This is a genomic window from Halomonas sp. SpR8 (genome assembly GCF_031010195.1).
Classification (GTDB): domain Bacteria; phylum Pseudomonadota; class Gammaproteobacteria; order Pseudomonadales; family Halomonadaceae; genus Vreelandella.
Genome location: NZ_JAUAMC010000003.1, coordinates 440,568 through 459,792, shown reverse-complemented (window position 1 = coordinate 459,792; position 19,225 = coordinate 440,568). Strand labels below are relative to the sequence as shown.

15 protein-coding genes are annotated in these 19,225 nt (G+C 54.8%); 8 read left to right on the top strand and 7 right to left on the bottom strand.

Annotated features, from left to right (window positions below; all coding sequences use genetic code 11):
- Positions 1–135 precede the first annotated feature (135 nt).
- The 5 genes from QT230_RS08705 (at position 136) to QT230_RS08685 (ending at position 7,433) form a co-directional block, all read left to right on the top strand.
- On the top strand, positions 136–1,785 hold the full coding sequence (locus tag QT230_RS08705; protein ID WP_374694448.1) for a DASS family sodium-coupled anion symporter: 1,650 nt from the start codon (positions 136–138) through the stop codon (positions 1,783–1,785).
- A 99-nt stretch (positions 1,786–1,884) separates the two neighbouring features.
- Positions 1,885–3,030 (top strand): exonuclease SbcCD subunit D, encoded by a 1,146-nt coding sequence (locus tag QT230_RS08700; protein WP_308321228.1) that lies wholly within the window; start codon positions 1,885–1,887, stop codon positions 3,028–3,030.
- Positions 3,027–6,092, top strand: a complete 3,066-nt coding sequence (locus QT230_RS08695; RefSeq protein WP_308321227.1) for an SMC family ATPase — start codon at positions 3,027–3,029, stop codon at positions 6,090–6,092. The genes QT230_RS08700 and QT230_RS08695 overlap by 4 nt, the downstream gene beginning before the upstream one ends.
- A 121-nt stretch (positions 6,093–6,213) precedes the next feature.
- Positions 6,214–6,954 carry a tellurite resistance TerB family protein gene (locus QT230_RS08690; protein ID WP_308321226.1) on the top strand — a complete coding sequence of 247 codons (741 nt, stop codon included), beginning with the start codon at positions 6,214–6,216 and terminating at the stop codon, positions 6,952–6,954.
- Entirely contained in the window at positions 6,954–7,433 is a 480-nt protein-coding gene (locus tag QT230_RS08685; protein ID WP_308321225.1) for a phosphatidylglycerophosphatase A, read from the top strand. Before QT230_RS08690 ends, QT230_RS08685 begins: the two co-directional genes overlap by 1 nt.
- Before the next feature lie 116 nt (positions 7,434–7,549).
- Here QT230_RS08685 and QT230_RS08680 read toward each other — a convergent pair whose 3' ends face one another.
- The 6 genes from QT230_RS08680 to QT230_RS08655 all read right to left on the bottom strand — a co-directional run bounded on the left by QT230_RS08680 (position 7,550) and on the right by QT230_RS08655 (position 13,671).
- A complete protein-coding gene (locus QT230_RS08680; RefSeq protein ID WP_308321224.1) occupies positions 7,550–8,932 on the bottom strand; it encodes an NAD-dependent succinate-semialdehyde dehydrogenase in 1,383 nt (460 codons plus the stop codon).
- Positions 8,933–9,178: 246 nt separating this feature from the next.
- A complete protein-coding gene (locus QT230_RS08675; RefSeq protein WP_308321223.1) occupies positions 9,179–9,973 on the bottom strand; it encodes an IclR family transcriptional regulator in 795 nt (264 codons plus the stop codon).
- 94 nt (positions 9,974–10,067) lie between these two features.
- Complete coding sequence (locus QT230_RS08670) at positions 10,068–11,360, bottom strand: FAD-dependent oxidoreductase (protein WP_308321222.1); 1,293 nt, start codon at positions 11,358–11,360, stop codon at positions 10,068–10,070.
- Between the two features lie 12 nt (positions 11,361–11,372).
- Positions 11,373–12,101 (bottom strand): amino acid ABC transporter ATP-binding protein, encoded by a 729-nt coding sequence (locus QT230_RS08665; RefSeq protein ID WP_308321221.1) that lies wholly within the window; start codon positions 12,099–12,101, stop codon positions 11,373–11,375.
- A complete protein-coding gene (locus tag QT230_RS08660; protein ID WP_308321220.1) occupies positions 12,098–12,763 on the bottom strand; it encodes an amino acid ABC transporter permease in 666 nt (221 codons plus the stop codon). Before QT230_RS08660 ends, QT230_RS08665 begins: the two co-directional genes overlap by 4 nt.
- 122 nt (positions 12,764–12,885) lie before the next feature.
- Positions 12,886–13,671, bottom strand: coding sequence for an ABC transporter substrate-binding protein (locus tag QT230_RS08655; RefSeq protein WP_308321219.1), 786 nt, complete (start codon positions 13,669–13,671; stop codon positions 12,886–12,888).
- Between the two features lie 424 nt (positions 13,672–14,095).
- Between QT230_RS08655 and QT230_RS08650 the strand changes: the two genes are divergently transcribed.
- From QT230_RS08650 to QT230_RS08640, 3 genes are all read left to right on the top strand, one after another.
- Positions 14,096–15,268: an iron-containing alcohol dehydrogenase gene (locus tag QT230_RS08650; protein WP_308321218.1), complete on the top strand. Its 1,173-nt coding sequence runs from the start codon at positions 14,096–14,098 to the stop codon at positions 15,266–15,268.
- 75 nt (positions 15,269–15,343) lie between these two features.
- Positions 15,344–16,765, top strand: a complete 1,422-nt coding sequence (locus QT230_RS08645; protein ID WP_308321217.1) for a hypothetical protein — start codon at positions 15,344–15,346, stop codon at positions 16,763–16,765.
- 93 nt (positions 16,766–16,858) lie between these two features.
- Positions 16,859–18,445, top strand: a complete 1,587-nt coding sequence (locus QT230_RS08640; protein WP_308321216.1) for a sigma 54-interacting transcriptional regulator — start codon at positions 16,859–16,861, stop codon at positions 18,443–18,445.
- Positions 18,446–18,462: 17 nt separating this feature from the next.
- Here QT230_RS08640 and msrA read toward each other — a convergent pair whose 3' ends face one another.
- Positions 18,463–19,131 carry a peptide-methionine (S)-S-oxide reductase MsrA gene (msrA, locus tag QT230_RS08635; RefSeq protein WP_308321215.1) on the bottom strand — a complete coding sequence of 223 codons (669 nt, stop codon included), beginning with the start codon at positions 19,129–19,131 and terminating at the stop codon, positions 18,463–18,465.
- Positions 19,132–19,225 lie beyond the last annotated feature (94 nt).

Here is a 19,225-nt window from a genome sequence, read left to right as displayed (position 1 = left end):
TCACTGGACTAATTGCCTATTGCAGTGAATAAAGGGCCCCGAAAGATGGCTGGCGCTGCTTCAGATAATGCTTTAGTGCGTGCTTGCTTTCATCAATATCGCCCTTTTTAACCTGACGATGAGCGACGCAAATAAATGCGAATAAATGCCATGATGACGGTGTGGGATCAGCTATGGCATTCCCATTACCAAGCCAAAAATCTTTTAATGTGTGCGCTACCAACCGGTGGCTCAGAGAAGGCCGCCGCTGCGGTGTCAAAGCGTGATCCTTCTCAGCAACCTAAGCCGCCCGCCTACACAACGCCTCAGAAGGTTGGCTTAGTGCTTGGCCCGCTGCTGTTCGCGTTGGTTACGCTGTTTTTTCACCCTGAAGACTTAAGCTTTGAAGGTCGCATGGTGCTGGCCACTACCTTATGGGTAGCGGTGTGGTGGATCACTGAAGCCATTCCAATTCCCGCTACCTCTCTGCTGCCCATCGTGCTATTGCCGATTACCGGCGCGCTGGAGGGCAGTACGGTGACGGCCGCTTATGGTAATCCGATTATTTTCCTGTTCTTGGGCGGTTTTATGATTGCCCTGGCGATGGAAAAGTGGGATTTGCATAAGCGTATCGCGCTGTCGATTATCGCCGTGCTGGGAACCAGTATTAACAGCATTGTGTTCGGCTTTATGGCCGCGACTGGCTTTTTGTCGATGTGGGTCTCCAACACCGCGTCGGTCATGATGATGCTGCCTATAGGTACGGCGATTGTTTATCAGGTCACCCAGGAGCTAAATAAAACCGAAGGTGACCACAGTGCGGAAATCGACAAGTTCAGTAAAGCATTGATCTTTGGCGTGGGTTACGGCGGCACCATTGGCGGCCTGGGGACGCTGATTGGAACCCCGCCCAACATTATTTTGGCGGCTATTGTTAACGAGTTATTTGGCGTTGAAATTTCTTTTGCAGGGTGGATGGTGTTTGCCTTCCCCGTGGTGGTAGTGCTGCTATTCTCTGGCTGGCTACTGCTAACACGCATTATTTACCCGATTAAATTGAGTCACCTGCCGGGGGGTAAAGCCCTGATCAAAAAAGAGATGGCTGAGCTTGGCCGGATCTCGTTTGAAGAAAAAGCAGTATTAAGTGTTTTCCTGTTTGCGGCGTTTTTCTGGATTACCCGTTCGTTTCTTTGGCAGGGACAGATCATCAATATCCCTGGCATTAACGACACCATGATCGCGATTGTCGCGGCACTATTACTCTTTCTGATCCCTTCCAAAAATAAAGGCGGTTGCCTACTGGGCTGGGATATCGCCAAAGACGTTCCCTGGGGCATTCTGCTGCTGTTTGGTGGGGGCTTGGCGCTTGCCGCTGGCTTCAACTCTTCTGGCCTGGCGCAGTGGATCGGCGGGCAAATGAGCGTGCTGGAAGGTGTTAACTTCCTGCTGGTGATTTTACTGGCCAGCGGCATGGTGCTGTTCTTAACCGAGATCACCTCAAATACCGCAACCGCCACCATGATTCTACCGGTACTGGCCTCGCTGGCGCTGGCGCTGAATATTCACCCCTTCGTGTTGATGGTGCCAGCAGCGATGGCGGCTAACTGCGCCTTTATGTTGCCGGTGGGTACCCCACCCAATGCGATTATTTTTGCCACCGGTAAAATCAAAATTATTGAGATGGTGCGCAATGGTTTCTGGCTGAATATTATCGCTCTACTGTTGATTGTCGCGGCTGTCTATTTCCTCCTGCCGATAATGTGGGATGTTGATTTAACCACTTATCCCGATGCGTTCCGTAACTAGCGAACGTCTGCGTTAATCTTAACTTTGAGCCCCACCCCGGTGGGGCTTTTTGCTGTCAGGTTGTTATGATGCCACCACCCACTTTTTGTTGAGCTCGCTATGCGTCTACTCCACACCGCAGATTGGCATCTGGGCAGGCTATTTCATAATCTCTCGCTGCTGGAGGATCAGCGCCATGTGCTCGACCAGCTTATTGAGATCATCGATCGCGAAAACGTCGATGCGGTGTTAATTGCGGGCGATATCTACGACCGTTCGGTGCCTCCTTCGGCGGCGGTAATGCTGCTGGATGAGGTGCTTCACGCGCTCTGCGAGGAGCGCAAGCTGCCGGTGATTATGATCTCAGGCAACCACGACGGTGCCGAACGATTACGCTTTGGTGCCCGCCATCTGCGCCAGACCGGGCTGCATATTCTTTCTGACTTGGCCGATTTCGCCACCCCCGTCACGCTGACGATTAAGGGCATCGAGGTCGATGTATTCGGCATTCCCTACGCCGACCCTGAACACGTGCGTAGCCAGTTTGATGTCGATACGCGTGATTTTGACGCTGCCCACCGCTATCTGGTTGAGCGCATTAGCGAGCAGCGCCACCCTACACGCCCTTGTGTGTTGATGAGCCACTGCTTTGTGGATGGTGGCAGTGCCTCTGATTCCGAGCGTCCGCTGACCCTGGGCGGTGCCGAAAGCGTCGCTTGGGAGCCGATGCAAGGCTTTGATTACGTGGCGCTTGGCCACCTCCACGGCCCGCAATATCGTGGCGGTGAGCATATCCGCTACAGCGGCTCGCTGCTCAAATATAGCTTTTCCGAAGCCAGCCAGCGCAAAGGCGTCACGCTGGTGGATATCGACGCGTCCGGCGTCAGCCGGATCGAACAGATCCCGCTGATACCCCACCGTGAAGTGCGCGTACTGGAGGGCGAGATTGATGCCTTGATCGCCCAGGGACGAACAGACCCGCACGCGGATGACTACCTGCTGGTGCGGCTTACCGATCGCCACGCCATTCTCGACCCCATGGGTAAGCTGCGCGAGGTGTATCCCAACGTCCTGCATCTGGAGAAGCCCGGTATGCTGGACGCCCGTGGTAATCAGCAGCTTGATCGCGACCGGCTGCGCTTTGATGCCCTGGATATGTTTAGCGACTTCTTTAATCAAACCAGTGGAGAGGCCATGAGCGAAGAGCAGGCAAGCGCCATGGCAGCGTTAATTACCCAACTGCAGCGCGATGAGGCCCAGCAATGACGCCACTAGCCCTCACCATGCAGGCATTTGGCCCTTTTGCGGGTAGTGAGACCATCGATTTTACCGCGCTGGGTAGAAGTCCGCTGTTTCTGATTAACGGGCCTACCGGCGCCGGTAAAAGCTCGATTCTCGATGCGCTCTGTTTTGCGCTCTACGGCCAAACCACCGGCAATGAACGCGACCCCACCCAGATGCGCTGCGACCAGTCCGATGCCACGCTGCTGACCGAAGTAACGCTGGATTTTCGCCTGCGTGGGGTCGATTACCGGGTTCGTCGCGTGCCCCAGCAGGAGCGCCCCAAAACGCGCGGCGAAGGCACCACCACCCATAACGCGGAAGCTCAGCTGTGGCGCTTGAACGCAGAGGGTGAGCAGGAAACCTGCCTGGTAGCGCGCAAGGTCAACGATGCCACTGCGGAGCTGCAAACCCTGATCGGCCTGGATGCTAACCAGTTCCGTCAGGTCATGGTGCTGCCCCAGGGCAAGTTCCGCGAACTGCTGCTGGCAGGCTCCAAAGAGCGTGAGGTGATCTTCTCCCAGCTGTTTCAAACCCAGATTTTTCAGCGCATCGAAGAGCGCCTGCGTACCCAGGCCAATCAAATTGAGCGGGCGGTAAATGATCATCGCCAGCATATTAGCGGCATTCTCGCCGGTGGCGAACTGGAAAGCGAAGCCGCACTAGCGCAAGAGCAAGAGGCGCTGGTGCCCCAGGTGGAACAGGCACGGCAACGCTTTGACACCGCCCAGCAGCAGCGCCGCCACGCCGAACAGCAGCGCGACGAGGCCCAGGCGTTGCAGCGTCAATTTGCGGCCCGGGAGTCGCTTGCGGCGGATAAAACTCGCCATCTTGAGCAGCACGCCTATATACAAAGCATTAAGGAGCGTTTAGCGCAAAGTGCCCACGCGCTGGCGCTGCGCCCACAGAGCACTGCGCTCGCCCAAGCGCAGCAGGCGTTAGCCGCCGCTCAAGCAGAGCAGCGCCAGGCGCAAGCCGCGTTAACCACCCAACGCACAAGTGCCGAACAGGCGCAGCAAACGCTGGAAACGGCACGCCAGCGTCAGACGGAGCTCCCCACACTGCGTGAGCGGCATCGCCAGTTGGGTGAGTTTATCCACAAAGGCCAGCAATTAAGCGAGCTGCAGGCGCGTTTTCAAACGGCGCAGGCCGCCTGGCAACAAGCCGATACGGCGCTTAAGCGCGATGAGGCCCAGCTAGAGAGTATTCGTCATCAAGGCGAAGCCATTGGCGTGAACCTTGAGCGTTTGCAACTTGAGTTCCAGCAACTGGCTAGCGCTCCCGCGGAGCTAAACCGCCATGCAAGCCTACTCAATCAGCGCCAGGAGTTGGACGAACTCACCCGGCAGGGGCGGGAGTTAACCGCCCAACAGCAGCAGGCAACGGAAGCACTCAGTCGACAGCAAAGCGAAGTGGCGCAAGCGCAGCGACATGCCACTGAACAGGAGATGCACTGGCACCAGGGGCAGGCCGCACTGTTAGCGCTTAGCCTTGAGGTGGACGCCCCTTGCCCGGTGTGTGGCAGCCGTGACCACCCAACTCCAGCGGTCCAAAACGCAGCTGTCGTTACCCAGGCACAGGTAGAAACGGCGCGCTCTGCCTTGGAAAAAATCCGTCAGGCGCAGCAAGCCGCTGAACGTCATCACCATCAGCTCGCCCAGCAGATTAGCCACAACGCAGACCAGGTTCAGCGGCTTAACCAGCAACTGGGTGAGTGGGCCAGCCAAGCGCTGATGGAACTGCACAATGCCTGTGAAGAATTGCGTCGCCAAGCGCAGCGGCGGGAAAGCGTTGAGGCGGAAATTCGCCAGCAAACCGCCGCCCGCGATGCGCTGCGCCGGGAGTGGGGCGCGCTGGATAAGCAGCTGAAAGCCCAGCGGCCTGCGGTTGTACAGTCGAAAGAAGACGCCTTGCGCCTGGAGAGCCAGCGCGACCAGTTGAGCCAATCGCTGCCGGAAGAGGCCCGCGACCCTGAGACTATGCGCCGAACCCTCGTCGAGCTGGAACAGCAAATCGCACAGCTAGAAAAAGCCTGGGAGAGTGCCCAGCAGGCGCTATCGATCGCTCAAACCCAACTGGCACGGGCTGAAGAGCAGTTACGCGGCGCTAGCGAACGCGTCGAGCATCGCCAAAAGGAGCAAGCGCAAGCGCAAACCGAGTGGCAGACGGCGCTGCAGGCCAGCCCCTTCGAAGATGACGCGGCGTTTCAGGCGGCGCAATTGGATGACACCCAGCAGCAAGAGCTGACCCGCCAGGTCGAAACGTATCAGCATCGCCTGGCTGAACTGGAAGGGGCACTGCAGAGTTATCAAACCCAGCTGGCGGATAAAACGCCGCCAGATCTCGATGCGTTGACCCGGCTAACCGAGGCTGCCCAAGCGGAAGAGAGCACCCAGTTAGAAGCGTGGCGAACGCTTGACAGCAGGTTAACCACGCTCAAAGGCATTCACCAAAAGCTTGCCGCCGCCCACGCCGCCCAGGCCGAGCTGGAAGCCCAGTACCAGCTGTGGGGTACGCTCAGCGAAGTGGCCAATGGCCGCACCGGGCATCGCATCAGTTTGCAGCGCTTTGTGTTGGGCGTACTGCTGGATGACGTGCTGATTCAGGCCTCCGAACGGCTGGTGCGCATGAGCCGCGGGCGCTATCAGTTAGTGCGCCGGGAAGATCCCTCAAAAGGCAATAAAGCGTCAGGTCTGGAGCTTGATGTGGCGGATACCTATACCGGCAAGAACCGTTCGGTGGCGACGCTTTCCGGCGGCGAGTCATTTATGGCGGCGCTGTCGTTGGCGCTGGGGCTTTCAGACGTGGTGCAGGCGTATGCTGGCGGCATTCAATTGGATACGCTATTTATTGATGAAGGTTTTGGTAGCCTGGATCAGGATGCCCTGGATCAAGCCATCGCCATGCTTAGCGAGCTGCAAATGGGCGGGCGTATGATCGGAGTGATCTCCCATGTCAGCGAACTCAAGGAGCAAATGCCAGTCCGTATAGACGTGCGTGCCAGCCGACACGGGAGCTCGGTGGAAGTGAAAGGCGCACTTCTTTAATGCCTAGGGCATTTAACGACTAGGGTAACGTTAGTTCATGCTGCGTTCATGCAGTATGTTTTATAACGTGAGTTAATCGTCAAACTAGCCGTAAAGATAATAGCGACATAGGAGTACAAGGATGAACGCAAGCAAAATTCTACAGCAACTGATGCAGCAGGCCGGCGGTAGCCAGAAGGGCGGCAGTAGCAGTGGGGTCGATGTTAAAGGCATGTTGAGCGGGCTTTCAAAGCAACTGGGCGGTGGCAGCAGTCAAGGCGGTAGCTCTTCCAGCGGTTTTGATATGAAAAGCCTGCTCGGCGGTGGCGCCATGGGCATGTTAGTGGGCTCCAAACGCGGCCGCAGTATGGGCGGCAAAGCGCTGAAATATGGTGCCATCGCAGGGGTAGGCGTGTTGGCCTGGAAGGCATGGCAGAGCTCTCAAGCGGCGAAAAATGGCAATGCCCAAGAGAATACTGCCCAAACTGCGTCAGAGGGCGAGCGGGTAGAAGCGCTTAGCGGCGAGTATCAGGAGCGGCGCAGCCTTGAGCTACTACAGGCGATGATTATGGCCGCCCGGGCCGATGGCCATATTGATGAGCAGGAGCAGGCGCTGATTACCGAACAGATCGACGCTTTAGGGGCTGACCAGGAGATGCATAACTGGGTGGAGCAACAGCTAAAAGCGCCGCTCGATGCCCAGGCGCTGGCCCGTGAAGCGGACTCTCCTCAGGCGGCGCGCGAAATGTACCTGATCAGCGTGGCCGTGACTGACGATCAAAATCCCATGGAGCGCGCTTGGCTTGACCAGTTGGGCAGTGCCCTCAACTTACCCAAAGAGATGACCGCTGAACTTGAGCGCCAAGCGCAGCAGGCGGGTTAATGCTAGATACGGTTAATTTTTGGATAGCCACCGGCTTTGGGCTGGGGCTATCGCCGGTGGCACCAGGTACTTTTGGCTCGCTGCTGGGCATTCCTTTGGCGTGGTGGTTGTTAGCACGCCCACTGAGCCAGCAGGGGATTATCATCGCGGTTATGCTGGTGCTAGCGGTACCGGTTTGCCATGTCGCCTCACAGCATTTTGCGGGAGCGGATCATGGCAGTATCGTCGCCGATGAGTACGTCGCGTTTCCGCTGGCGGTAATAGGTTTAGCCGCTGCGCGCCACCCGCTGGTCATGGCGATAGCCTTTGTTGTCTACCGTTTCTTTGACGGGTTGAAGCCGCCGCCGATTCATTTGGCAGAGTATATCCATGGCGGCTTTGGCATTGTGTTAGATGATGTGATTGCGGCACTGGTGACTTGGGTAATTATGGCGTTGCTGTTGAAGTTCTGGCAGCGGCGGGCTTCCCAGCGCGTCTAAACGCGCTGTAGAGTGACAAAAAAGCGCCGTCAGTCTGATCATCAGGCTGACGGCGCTTTCTTTACAGCTCGCTATTTACAACTTACGAGTCAACTTACGAATCACTAAGCACGACATTACTCTTGAACGACAATGACCGACTTAACATTGACGAACTCAAGCATACCGAAGCCACCGTGTTCGCGACCGTAGCCGGAGTTTTTGACCCCACCAAAGGGCATTTCTGGGGTCGCCACGCCAAAGCCATTGATAAACACCATGCCGGTATCGAAGTATTTGCTAGCCAGCTCAGTGGCACGTTTAACGTCCTTGGAAATAATACCGCCGCCTAAGCCGTAACGGCTGTCGTTGGCAATGCGCATGGCGTCTTCGTCATCTTTGGCACGAATCAACGCTGCCACCGGGCCAAACAGCTCATCATCGTAAGCGGGCTGACCGGGCGTGACGTTATCCAGCACGGTGACCGGATAGAAGGCACCTTTACCTGAAGGCTTTTCACCACCGCAGAGAATCTTCGCGCCTTTGCGCACGCTCTCTTCCACTTGATCGTGAAGCCCATCGCGTAGATCGACACGGGCCATGGGGCCTAGGTCGCTGCCTTCCTGGGTGGGGTCACCCGCTTTGAGCGACTGCATGCGTTCTACATAGCGCTGTTTAAACGTTTCGTAGTTCTTTTCAGTCACAACAAAGCGCTTGGCCGCGACGCAGGTTTGCCCACCGTTGTAGACACGCCCTGTGACGCAGGTATCGATCGCGACATCCATATCGGCGTCATCAAGTACCAGATAAGCGTCGTTAGAACCCAGCTCAAGCACGGTCTTTTTCAGATTTTCGGCGGCTTTAGCGCCGACTTTACGGCCTGCGCCATCACTGCCTGTTAGCGTTACGCCCCGTACGGCAGGGTGAGCAATTACTTCGTCAGAAATGTCGTGAGAGATTACCAGCGTACGGAAGACGTTTTCCGGAAGCCCCGCTTCGCGATAAATTTTTTCCAGCAGCAGACCGCTACCGGTGACGTTTTCAGCGTGTTTTAGCAGCACGCCATTACCCGCCATAATATTGGCGATGGAGTAACGGATGACCTGATACGCCGGGAAATTCCAGGGCTGAATGCCGTAGATCACACCCATGGGTGAGTAGGTCACAAAACCACGCTCCCCGTTGCTAGGCTGGCGCTCTTCGTCGGCTAGCTTTTGGGGGCCATGTTCCGCGGTGTAGTCACAGATGCCGGTACACAAATCCACTTCCTGGCGGGCCTGAGAAGGCAGTTTGCCCATCTCTTTGACCATCAGGTCGGCAAGCTCGTCTTTATGCTTTTGCAGCGCCTGACCGATGGCTTTGACCGTTTTGGCGCGGTTTTCCAGAGACCCCAGGCGCCAATCGAGAAACGCCTCGTAGCAGTCGTCTACTACCTGCTTGGCTTCCGCGCTGCTCATCAACGCGTAGGTTTCGAGGGTTTCACCATTGGTGGGGTTAATCGTCTTGATACTGTTGCTCATAAGATCTCCTATCTATAGATCAACGTTTGGGTCAACGCGTCCAGTTCCTGGGCGTCTAATCGACCGGTCTACTTTTCATGTGCAGTCACTGTAGTACAAAAAGAACGACCATGCATAACATTGATGTTACCTATCCGGCAGCGGTAAGAGCGATCAGTTCCAAGTCATGCTCATGGAATCTGGTTCAAACATATCTGTATTGGCCAAATTTGTAACGCTTATTCAAAAAATCGGTTAAACCGATAATTAGCTTCGCATGCGGGCAGCCTTGGTTATTGCGCGAGCACACTCCATTAAAGAGGGGGCAAGCTGTTCCAGTGCTCGTTCAAGGTTCCAGCGGCTGCTGGGGGTTGTGATGTGCACAGCGGCTACCGGTAAACCTGCGGCATTGCTTATCGGCGCAGCAATGTTGATATCCCCCAGAAAGTATTCAGCATCGTTCCAGGCGACTCCGCGTGTACGACATTTACGGACCAGGTCGGTTAGGGCGCTTATATCGGTAATCGTATTTGGAGTATGGGCCTTTAACTCGCAGGCGGTTAAGTACTCCTGAACGCGGGCGTCGTCCAGCGCCGATAAAAACGCTCTGCCAGAGGCGGAGCAGTACATCGGCACGCTGCTGCCCACCGGCATATGAATGGGAATGTAGTGGCGGCTGGTAAAACGGGCCATGTAGATCATATCGAGCCCGTAGGGCTCGGTTAGCGACACGGTTTCTAGGCAGCTGTTGCTCAATTCCGACAGGTAGGGGTTAGCGCAATCGACCAGTAAGTCGGCTTCTAGATAGTTGGCGGAGAGGGTCATCAGTCGGATGCCGAGCCGGTATTTGCGACTGGCGGGCGCTTTGGCCAAATAGCCGAGTTGTTCTAGCGTGTGGGTGATGCGCTGCACCGAGCCCATGCTTAGCGCTGAATACTTGGCGATTTCCGACAGACTGAGTTCGCTGTGCTGAGCATCAAACAACTCAAGCACAGCAAACGCTTTCTCCAGCGATTGATTGAACTGCGGAGAGCGTGGTTCGTTGGCGTTGGCGTGCTTCATGCTTTTATAGGATTCCTTACGTGTCCCCCTTGAGTGGCGGACTCAGGAGGATCATCTTTACCGCTTGCGTTTTGGTCTTGAATTGACCGGACGCTTAGCGCTCCAGCCAATCCCTGGCCCGATAGTAGTTGACCACCGTTTCAACATACAGTCTTTGTAGGCCGTGCATGGGAATCGGCTTGATGGGGGTGAATGGAAAGGGAAGTACTTCCTTCAGCGTAGGTTCTCCCAGATGCTCGCCAATCAGCTTGCCGAGGTGTGTGCCCATGGCCACGCCACGGCCATTATAGCCTAGCGCCACGGTGAGCCCTCGCTGCGGTTCGTGTACATGAGGAAGTGAATCTTGGGTGATGGCGATGCGTCCTGCCCAACGAAAGGCGATCTCAACGTTCTTTAACTGCGGGTAGAGTTTGCTAATGGCGTTTTCGAGGTGGCGAAAGTCGCTGGGTTTACGCGGGTCGTTGAAGGAGCCACGACCGCCCATTAGCAGGCGGCCATCCCGGTCGCGGCGAAAGTAAAGCAGCAGCTTGCGGGCATCTGACGCCACTTCGCCACCAGGCAAAATATGGCTGCCTTCCTCTGCCGTGAGGGGGCGGGTAGCAATCTGATAGCTATTGGCGGCGATCAGGCTGCTGGCGAGTTTGGGCTGCAGAGCGTCACTGTAGCCATTGGTACAGAGCAGAACCCGCTCTGCCTGAATTTCCGCGCCGCTTTCCGATGTTACGCGCCAAAGCCCTTCGGCACGGCTCAGCGAGCTTACGCGAGTGTGCTCATACAGCGTTGCTCCGCTGTTGTGCGCTGCCTGTGCCAGCCCTCGGGAGTAAGCGAGCGGATTCAGCCCGCCGGCCCTGGGGTCTACCCAGCCGCCCAGATACTCAGAGGTGCCGAGACGCTCAGCGCACTGCTGCTGATCTAGCCAGACGATGTCTACGCCGCGGGATTGCCATTGGCGGGCTCGGGATTCAATCGCTTTCAGGCTGGCATGGGTAGCGGCGGGTTGAATCCAGCCGAGCTGCTGCGCGTCGCAGTCAATGTTGTGCTGCTTTATAAGCTCAAACACCACATCGGCATTGCGGGCAGAGAGTTCTATCATGCGTTGGCCGCGCTCTTCGCCATAGCGTGAGATGAGTGCATCCGGGTCATATTTGAGACCGGGGATGACTTGGCCCCCGTTACGCCCTGACGCACCCCAACCAATACTTTCGGCTTCCAATAAAGCGGTTTTTATTCCGCGCTTGGCGAGCGCCAGGGCGGCGGAAAGGCCGGTAAAACCGCCGCCGATAATCACCACATCGCTGCGCTGGACGCCCTGCAGCGTTGGGTAGTCTCTGCCCGCGGGGGCGGTGTCAGCCCACAGGGAGGGCGGCATATGAGATGAGGTTGCCATCCTTGGTCTCCGTTAATGGTTTAGCACGCGGCGCAGAAAATCCTGGGTGCGCTCGTGGGAAGGCTGGGTAAGCAGCGTGTGGGCATCGCCGGATTCGACAATCTGCCCGCCATACAGAAAGCAGACGCGGTCAGCGACTTCTTTGGCAAAGCTCATTTCATGGGTAACGACCACCATGGTCATGCCTTCGTTGGCCAGGTCGCGCATAACGGTAAGCACATCGCCAACCAGTTCGGGGTCGAGAGCGGAGGTGGGCTCATCGAACAGAATGGCTTCCGGTTGCATGGCCAGGGCGCGGGCAATAGCAACACGCTGCTGCTGACCGCCGGATAATTGCTGGGGGTAGGCGTGTACTTTATCGCCTAGCCCGACTTTCTCTAACAGCGCTATCGCTTGCACCTGCGCTTTTTCACGCGGTTCATTTTTGACGAAGATTGGGCCTTCCATGACGTTTTCGACCACCGTGCGGTGAGGAAAGAGATTAAAGCGCTGGAATACCATGCCGACTTGAGTTCGTAGGTCGTTAATATCTTTGCTGGCCACATCTACCTGGCGGTCGTTGATCGTAATGCTGCCCTGGTCATAAGACTCCAGGCCATTGATGCAGCGAAGCACGGTCGACTTGCCAGAACCTGAGGGGCCAATCAGACAAACCACTTCACCCTTGGCGACCGTTAGGCTGACCCCTTTGAGTACTTCTACGTCGCCAAAGGATTTATGAATAGCGTTGATATTGATCATGATTTGCCTCCTTTCGCTGACTTTCCGAAATAGCGCTCTAGGCGGTTAACGCCAAAAATCAGCGGTAGGCTAAGGCAGAGATAGAGCAGGGCAACCAGGGTATAGACCGTGGTGTTCTGAAAGGTGGAGGCGGCAATTAACTGCCCGGCCCGAGTCATTTCGGCCACGGTGATGGTGGAGGCGAGTGATGAGTCTTTCAGAATCATGACGGCCGTATTGCCGTAGGGAGGTAGCGCAATACGGATCGCCTGGGGAAGCACGACGCGGCGCATGATGAGCTTGCTTTTCATGCCGATGGATCTGGCGGCTTCGATCTGGCCCGCTTCAATCGCTTCTATACCGGCGCGGAAGTTTTCCGCTTGATAAGCACTATAGGCGACGCCCAGCCCGATAATACTTGCCTGGAGGGCGCTAAGCTGTATGCCGAGTTCGGGGAGTACGAAGTAGATATAAAACAGTTGAACAATAATCGGTAAGCCACGCACCACATTGATGAAGGTGCCTGCCGTGATTGAAAACGCCCGCACGGGCGAGAGCTTCATTAAGGCTAATAGCAGGCCGAGCAGGGTGCTTAGTAGTAGGGCGCCAATGGTGATCTGCACCGTAATCAGAGCACCTTTTAATAAAATGGGTAGAAAGGCGGTGATGTCCGAAAACTCCATGGGAAGCCTTTATTTTTGCGTGCACTTCTTCAACTACCCCCGAAGGGGGCAGTGAGGCGATGCTGGGGTGATCATTAGCAGGCTGGTTCGTTAACGCTGCCGGTGGGTTACCTGGGGTGGTTTTATAAACCCCACTCTTCGAAGATAGCGTCGAGGGTGCCATCCTCTTTCAGACGAGCAAGGGAGGTATTCACTTGTTCCAGCAGTTCGGTGTTCTCCTGGTCAACCGCAAAACCAATATGGCCGACCATTTGCTGCTCATAGTTTTCTGCTAGCTGGAGTTCTGGGAAGCGGTCTTGGCTGAGGTGATAGCTCATGATGGGCGCATCGCCGACACCCGCCACAATGCGGCCTAATGATATGTCGCGCATCATGTCCGCCAGGGAGTCGTAATTTCGGATTTCGGGAAAAATGCCCATGTTGTTGAGTTGTTCGACATAGGTGGTGCCTACCTGGGCGCCAATTACCTCGCCTGAGAGGTCTTCCAGTGTGTGGATCTCGCCATCGTAGTCCTGACGAGTAACAACGCCTTCACCGTAGGGGTAGACATCATCGCTGAACGCGACCTGTTTTGCGCGCTCTTCGGTCTTCAGCATCGCTGCGGAAATAATGTCGATATGTCCAGCGGTCAGCGAGGGTATTAATGCGTTGAACTGGGACTCCTGAATAGTGACCTCATAGCCCATATCTTCGCCCAATGCATTGACCAGATCGACCATCGCCCCGGTGATCTCATTGGTTTGCACATTTAGGAACGTAAACGGAATCCCGCTTGGCGTTCCGCCTGCTTTTAGCACTTCCTGTGCGTTGACTGTGGCGCTAAGTACCAAGGCTGTGCCCAGCACTGCCGGTAAGAGCATCGCTTTTTTAAAGTGAAGAAAAGGTTGGTTGTTGGATTTAGGTTTCATTGGGTCACCATCGAGAGTGTTGGGGATTGTTATTTACGCTTTGTTAAAAACTTTTCGGTAACGTCACTTCAGAGCCTAGAAGAGTTTTATTTTATCGGCAAGAGTTATTTTTTATCGCAATGCGATAAAAAATAAAGATGGTGTATGTTTTAAGCGCTTACCTTCTGGGCTCTTGGCCATCGCACTAATATGTTGATGAATAAAATCATCAAGATGTATGTTTCCGATGATTTATTGGCTCGCTTATGTCTGCCACTTATGTATGCATAGTTATATGTTAAATATTTTTCCTTAAAAATCAGTTGCTTGATTATTTTTTGGGATTGGCACGGCGTTTGCTATGTAACAAGTAGCCAGCCTGCATACCTCTATGGAGCAATGGCGCTGGTACAACAACCAATAAAACGCTGATAGGAAACGCTAAATGCAGTTAAGTAACCCTAATCAAGTGAGCAGCTTTAAAAGTGCCGGTAAGTTGATTACCGGCCATGGGGCTGCACAGCAGTTGCAGCCATACGTTCAATCGCTGGGAATGAAGTGCCCATTGCTTGTTACCGACAGCGGTGTGGTGGCTTCAGGCACGCTGGAGATCATCACTGAACAGCTTATGGCGCTCAATGTGTCCTACGAGGTGTTTGATCAGGTAACGCCCGAGCCGGAAGTGGAAATTGTTGAACTCTGCACCCGGGCTTTTATTGCTGGCCAGCACGATAGCGTAATCGCCGTAGGCGGTGGCAGTGCGATGGATATCGCTAAATGCGTGGCGGTATATGCGCAGTACGAGGGCCCGCTTGAAGAGTTATTTGGTGAGAATAAAGTTGCCCAACGCAAAATACCTTTAATAGCCATGCCCACCACGGCGGGCACAGGCTCTGAAGTGACCAATATTGCGATTTTGTCGGATAAAGCCCAGCAAATGAAGAAAGGTGTCGTAAGTGATTGCTTACTGCCTGATGTCGCTATTGTGGCGCCTGAGCTGACGTTGAGCTGCCCGCGTTCTGTCACGGCGGCTAGTGGGGTAGATGCGCTGGTGCACGCGGTGGAAGCCTACCTTTCAAACTTTGCTACACCCATCACCGATGCATTGGCAGTAAAGGCCATGAATCTGATTGTGCATGCACTGCCAAAGGCGTTTGCCAACCCAAACCATTTGCAAGCCCGCGAGGATATGGCCACCGGCAGCCTGTTGGCAGGGCTGGCATTTGGTAATGCTGGTGTAGGGGCGGTGCATGCGTTGGCGTACCCGCTAGGTGGGCGTTACCAATTGGCTCATGGGGTGACCAATGCGCTCTTGCTGCCCTTCGTTATGGAGTGGAACAAGCTGGCGTGCGTGGAGCGCTTTCGCGGCATTGCGGTGGCCTTTGACGAACCCGTCGTTGAACTTTCTGATGATGCAGTAGCAGATGCCGTCATTAAGCGCATGCATAAACTATGCGCCGATGTGGCCATCCCTTCCGGCTTGCGTTCGTTTGATATACCTGAATCTGCCATTCCTGAACTGGCCGCCGAGGCGATTAACGTTGAACGCCTGCTGCGCAATAACCCGCGTGTGTTAACCCAGGCAGATATTGAAGCGATTTATCGTGCTGCTTATTAAAGTCTAATAAAGACAATCGCTTATATAAGCACACCTATTCAAAACACTAACAACTTTAAAACAGGAGTCCATGCCATGAGCGCTTGGAAACATCGCGTCGACGGTGAAGAGAGCCCGTACACCCCGTTAGGGCCATTTAAGCTACGCCTGCCATTTTACCATTACCGTTTTGAACTGCCTGATTACCTGCAAGGGCTATTGATGTGTGCGGTGGATCTTGCCGCCATTCCATTAATGATGCAGCTATTAGGCATGCCATTTGAGGCGGCTCTGGCTATTGTGATTTTAAATGGTCTGCTCTATTTGATGCATCACCTGCTGGGCGATCCGGTCATTCCAGGGTGGATTACCCCTGCTATTCCTTTGTTGATGGCTTATGTCTCAACCTTTCCAGAGGGGGTTGACAGAGTTCATGCGCTGATTGCCTTCCAGATGCTGCTGGGGATTCTTGCCCTTGGGCTTGGGGTAACAGGCATGGCGAGTAAAGTGGTGCGGCTGATTCCGTCTGCTATTAAAGCGGGGGTTATTATGGGGGCTGGGCTAGCGGCGATTGTCGTGGTGTTTGATGAGGGCGGCCGCTTTGAGCAGTATCCGTTTACCATTGCGATTGCTGTGGGTGTTGCGTTTTATCTGATTTTTTCTCGGCACTTTAACAAGTTGAAAGCGCAGGGCGGACTTTGGGGCGCGATCGGTAAGTTGGGTATTTTCCCCATTATTGTACTGGCAATCATTGTGGCCCCACTGTTTGGTGAAGCGCCGTGGCCTGATGTCGAGTGGGGATTTAGCCAGCCTGATTTCGCGCTGATGTTTAGCGAATACACGGTGTTCGGCGTTGGCTTACCGCCGCTGACGATGTTTTTGACTGCGCTACCTACGGTTATCGCCGCTTACATTGTGCTGTTTGGCGATGTGCTGCAAAGCAAGGCGTTGCTGGAAGAAGCGGATGAGAAGCGCCAAGACGAAAAAATCGACTATAGCCCCAACCGGGCGCACATGATTTTTGGTGGGCGTAATTTCGGGATGAGCATTTTTGGCCCCGATGTGGTGATGTGTGGCCCGCTGTGGGCTGCAATGCATGTGGTCACAGTGGAGCGTTACAAGCAGGGCAAAGCGGCGATGAACTCTATCTTCGGCGGCTCTGGTTCATTCCGCTGGGGGACGAATACCGGTTTGTTGCTGCTGCCGATTGTGAGCTTGGTGGAGCCCATCCTGGGGATTGCGCTGGCGCTGACGCTGTTGATTCAGGGTTACGTGAGTGTGCGTATTGGCATCATGGAGGCCCGCAGCCAGCGTGACTTGGGTATCGCGGGCATTATTGCCGCCATGCTCGTCATTAAAGGGGCTGCCTGGGCTTTTGCGGTAGGTATCCTGCTCTGCGCGTTAATTTACGGAAAACGCTTCTTCTCAGGTGAGGTGGATAAAACCTTCGTGAAGGATTGGGATGAGGCATCGCTACCACAGACTGATCTAGAGCCGGAGGTGCCTCTGCGCAAATAACAGATTCTGGCTCTATAGTGGCTTAAACGCTATTGGGTTGAGAACCAGCGTCCACCGTGAAAGCGGTGGGCGCGGTCTATCAGGGGAGCTGTTATGCAACGTATCGAAGAGTGCCTTTCGTTGGAAGCCGCACTACCGCTATTTGATTCACACGGTACGGATGCGGTGGAGGTATTTGATAGCCAGGGACAGGTGACTGGAGTATTAACCCGCACCGATATTGAAGAGGCGCAGCGCAATGCGGCATTAGACCAGTTGGTGGGTGAGTGTATGCGTTATCGCGTCACGGGTATTAAACCCTCGGCGGAGGCTGAGAGCGTTGATGCGTCTGGCTTTGACCAAGAGCCATTACGCTCATTTCTGGATGCCTTGCATGATGGTGTTTATATCACCGATGCCAATGGTATTACGGTGACGATCAATAAAGCTTACGAACGTATCACGGGTATTTCTCGGGCGGATGTGGTGGGCTTTCATATGGCTGACCTGGTGAAGGCGGGGTTTATTTCTAAGTCAGCCTCATTGGAAGTTATCCGGGAACGCCGCCCGATTACGCTGGTGCAGACAATTCATGGCAGTCGCAAGATCGTTGTGACCGGGACGCCCATGTTCAGTGCTGATGGCTCGATTGCCTACGTGGTTACTAGTGTGCGTGATATTACCGAACTGCTGCTGGCGAAACACGCCCAGGAGCAGTTGGAGCAGATCCAGCGCATTCGCGAGGCGTATAAAGTACCTGAGATAACGTCACTGAGTGCGACTGGGGTGATCAGCAGCCAGCAAACGGAACCCTGCTTTGCGCTTGCTAAGCGAGTGGCGAAATCAACCGCGAAGATCCTGATTCAAGGGGAAACGGGGACTGGTAAAACGCTGTTGGCGCGCTATATCCATCAGCACAGTGACCGAGCGGATGGGCCATTTTTGGAGCTGAACTGTGCGGCATTTCCGGAAGGGTTACTGGAAGCGGAACTGTTTGGTTATGCCCCCGGGGCGTTTACCGGGGCTACGCCAAGAGGTAAACAGGGGTTATTGGATGTGGCCCATGGCGGCACGCTTTTTCTGGATGAAATAGGCGATCTTCCCCTCGCGTTGCAGGTGAAGCTACTCAAGGTAGTGGAGGAAAATCGCTATTTGCCAGTAGGTGGGACAGTTTTTCGTCATACCAATGTGCGCCTGATTACCGCGACCCATCAGGATTTAAACGACCAGGTTAAGAAAGGGGGCTTTCGTGAAGATCTATTTTATCGCATAAGCGTGGTGCCGCTATGGTTACCCCCATTGCGGCAACGTCGAGATGAGGTAATCCCATTACTGAACTATTACCTAGACCACTTTAATCAGTTGCACGATGTTAAAAAGCGCTGGAACCCCGAGGCGTTGGAATTACTGTCGAGCTACTCATGGCCTGGCAATATCCGCGAGCTGATTAATTTAACCGAACGCTTAGCCGTCACGGCGGTAGAGGACGAGATCGCTACCACTACGCTGCCGAGTGAGATATTTCCCACTCTGCCATTTAGTTTAGAGCCCGTGAGTGATGATCTTCGGCAGCAGGTTAATCGGTTTGAGCAGCAACTCATTCAACAAGCGCTTGCCAAGCATGGCACGACACGTGCGGCAGCCGCTGTGCTGGGAATCGATCAGTCGACGTTAGTGAAAAAGCAGCGGCGCTGGCGTTAGATCGTATTGTTCTCCTGCTATTCAAACGTAGGCCCACCGGCCTCTTCACCCCAGACCTCTTCCAGGCGGCCATCGCGGCCACAGCTGAAGCGGTAAAATTTATAGCGTACGGGATTCTTTTGATAATAATCCTGGTGGTACTCCTCGGCAGGCCAAAAGGTGGTGGCCGGTACAATCTGTGTGGCAATCTCCCGGTCAAAACGCGCCTCCATTTCCGCTTTGGACGCTTCGGCCAGTTCGCGCTGCTCGTCATTGTGATAGAAGATCGCCGAACGGTATTGATCGCCCACATCGCAGAACTGGCGGTCAACCGCAAAGGGATCGATATTGCGCCAGAAGATCTCCAATAGCTGCGCGTAGCTGATCTGTTCAGAGTCGTACTCGATTTGCACCACTTCAGCGTGGCCCGTACCGCCTCGGGAGATATCTTCATAGCTGGGGTTTTCAAGCTCTCCGCCGATATAGCCGGAAATGGTAGCACTGACGCCGGGTTGGTTGTCATAAGGGGGTTCCATGCACCAGAAGCAGCCACCGGCAAATGTGGCCTCTGCATGGGCATGCTCTTGAGATGCCTGATCTTGAGATGATTGGTCTTGAGACGACTGGGCGTAAAGTGGTGCACTGGCGAGGCCTGCAACTGCCATAATGCACAGCGTTAAGGGGCGCAAAAGCGAAAGTCGGGTCATGTTGGCACTCCAGTGGCGGTGGCGAGTCATTGCTTGCTGTTGAGTCGATTAGTGGCTTGAGACGCGATTTCCTTACAGCCATTCTCTTACAGCT